This window comes from Gordonibacter pamelaeae 7-10-1-b (assembly GCF_000210055.1).
Lineage (GTDB): Bacteria > Actinomycetota > Coriobacteriia > Coriobacteriales > Eggerthellaceae > Gordonibacter > Gordonibacter pamelaeae.
This window is the reverse complement of sequence record NC_021021.1, coordinates 55253-56897: the sequence shown is the minus strand read 5'-3', so window position 1 is coordinate 56897 and position 1645 is coordinate 55253. Positions and strand designations below refer to the sequence as shown.

Genomic DNA, 1645 nt, shown 5'->3' with positions numbered 1-1645 from the left:
GCCGCCTCAGCGATGCGCCGCACCTCCTCGCGCACGGTTTCGTTCGCCATAGTCGATCCTCCCTACTCGAACACGATCAGCTCGTCGCGATGGACGAGCGGCTTGTCGGCCAGGCTCGCGAGCAGGCGGTTGGCCTGCAGCTCGGCGCGCGTGCGGCCGATGGCGAGCGCGGCCTCGTCGCACGAGAACGCCGCCTTGCCGCGGGCGAACAGGTGCCCCGAGCCGTCCTTGATGTCCACGACGTCGCCCGCCTCGAAGCGGCCTTCCACCGCGCTCACGCCCACCGACAGAAGCGAGCTCCCCCGGCTGACGAGCGCCGCCTTCGCGCCTTCGTCGACCACGAGCGCGCCGCGCGCCGCGTCGCCGAGGGCGATCCAAAGCTTCTTCGGCGTAATCTCGTGGGGCTTGCTTGCGGCGACGAAGCGGGTGCCCACGTCCTCGCCGCGCGCGGCGGCCACGATGGCTCCGGGGCGCCGCCCGTTGCACACGACCATGGGGATGCCCGCCACCATGAGCACGCGCGCGGCCTTGATCTTCGTGATCATGCCGCCCGAGCCCACGGTGGTGCCCGCCCCGCCTGCCACGGCCATGATCTCCGGGCCGATGGCCTCCACGCGGCCGATCAGCTTCGCCTCGGGGTTGAAGTGCGGGTTCGCGTCGAAGAGCCCCTCTATGTCCGAGAGGATGACCATGAGATCGGCTTCCACCAGGCATGCGACGAGCGCCGCGAGCGTGTCGTTGTCGCCGAAGCGGATCTGCTCCACTGACACGGTGTCGTTCTCGTTCACGATGGGAACGACGCCCAGGTCGAGCAGCCGGTCGAACGTGTCGCGCGCATGCAGGTACGCCTGGCGGTCGGCCGTGTCGCGGCGCGTGAGCAGCACCGTGGAGGTCACGATGCCGTGGGCGGCGAACGCCTCGGCGTAGGCCGTCGAGAGCGCGCTCTGCCCCACCGACGCCGCCGCCTGCAAGCTCGGCATGTCGTGCGGGCGCTTCTCTATGCCGAGCCGCTCGAGGCCGCAGGCGATGGCCGCCGACGTGACCACGACCGGATGCCATCCCGCCTCCTTGGCCTCGGCTATCTGCGCGGCCACCGCGGCCAGGTAGCCGTAGTCGATCTTGCTCTCCGACGTGGTGAGCGTCGATGAGCCTATCTTGATGACCAGGCGCTTTCCACGCCCGCCCTCTTCAGCCCTCATCACAGGTCGAGCTCCTTGAACATATCCTCCGCCGTGCGCGCCGACTCGAAGCCGAACGCGCGCCCGACGATGCGAATCTCGTCGCCGTCCACCGCGCCGGCGCGCTCGAGCGCCGTCTCCACGCCGAGGCGCTTCAAGCGGTGCTGCAAGAAGGCGATGGCCTCCTCGTTCTCCCAGTCGGTCTGCACCACCATGCGCTCGACCTGCGGGCCCGTGACGCGGAACACGCCGCCGCCCAGGTTCAACACCTCGAAGCGCTTGTCGCGCATCTCGCGCTTGTGCTCCCACACGTGGTCGTACTGCACGTCGGCGCCCAGGTCGGCCCGCGCGGCCTCGCGCAGCTCGTGCACCTTCGTGGCGATGGCGGCCTTGAGGCCGTCGACGCCCGCGCCGGTGAGCGCGCTGATGCGGTAGAGCTTCGGGTCGACGGGGCTCGGGGCGAACTC

Annotated in this window: 2 protein-coding genes; both read right to left on the bottom strand. The window is 70.2% G+C overall.

The window, feature by feature from the left end:
• Positions 1–62: 62 nt before the first annotated feature.
• Positions 63–1199 carry a glutamate 5-kinase gene (gene proB, locus GPA_RS00240; protein WP_015538609.1) on the bottom strand — a complete coding sequence of 379 codons (1137 nt, stop codon included), beginning with the start codon at positions 1197–1199 and terminating at the stop codon, positions 63–65.
• On the bottom strand, positions 1199–1645 hold a 447-nt coding region (gene cgtA, locus GPA_RS00235), incomplete at its 5' end, for an Obg family GTPase CgtA (RefSeq protein ID WP_041238654.1). The genes cgtA and proB, both read right to left, overlap by 1 nt.

Bases quoted from the DNA above. Each gene is read 5' to 3' on its own strand.
- proB (WP_015538609.1), bottom strand. From the start codon at position 1,199: ATGAGGGCTGAAGAGGGCGGGCGTGGAAAGCGCCTGGTCATCAAGATA.